At 61.0% G+C, this 680-nt stretch carries 1 protein-coding gene; it reads left to right on the top strand.

Features of this window, described 5'->3' with window-relative positions; genetic code table 11:
* Window positions 1–680, top strand: a 680-nt coding sequence (locus tag AB3X96_RS42555) for an AMP-binding protein (RefSeq protein WP_368594422.1), incomplete at both ends; no start/stop codon positions are given.

Genomic DNA, 680 nt, shown 5'->3' with positions numbered 1-680 from the left:
GAGACGGCGACGCCGGAGTGGGCGAACCTGCCGGTCTCCGATCCGGACCCGCGTGCGCTCGGCCTGACCTCGCGCCATCTCGCCTATGTGATCTACACCTCCGGATCCACCGGCACCCCCAAGGGGGCACAGAATGAGCATCGGGCTATCGTTAATCGCCTGATCTGGATGCAAAACGCCTATGGTCTCAAGGCAACTGATGTCGTGTTGCAGAAGACGCCATTTGGCTTCGATGTCTCGGCCTGGGAGTTCTTCTGGACGTTGCTTGAAGGGGCGACCCTGGTGCTGGCGCCTCCGGATGCGCACAGAGATCCCGCTGCATTGGTTGACTTGATCGTTAGCCAGCGCATCACGACGGTTCACTTCGTGCCATCCATGCTGGTCAGTTTTATGGATGCGAAGAGTGTTGACCGCTGCACGTCGCTGCGGCGTGTTTTATGCAGCGGCGAGGCGCTTCCTGCCGCCAGTGTGCATAAGGTTCGGCGCCTCTTGCCTTGGACAGGCCTGCACAATCTGTACGGTCCGACCGAAGCTGGGATCGACGTGACAGCGTGGAGTTGTCCGGATGAGTTTGATGGCGCCATTGTCCCGATCGGCCGTCCGATTGCGAACACGCGGGTGTATCTGCTTGACGGACACGGTGCGCCGGTTCCGTTTGGCGCGGTCGGGGAGCTCTACGT

Source organism: Paraburkholderia sp. BR13439 (genome assembly GCF_040948805.1).
Classification (GTDB): Bacteria; Pseudomonadota; Gammaproteobacteria; order Burkholderiales; family Burkholderiaceae; genus Paraburkholderia; species Paraburkholderia youngii.
The sequence above is the reverse complement of the archived record's forward strand: the minus strand, read 5'-3'. Positions and strand labels throughout refer to the sequence as shown.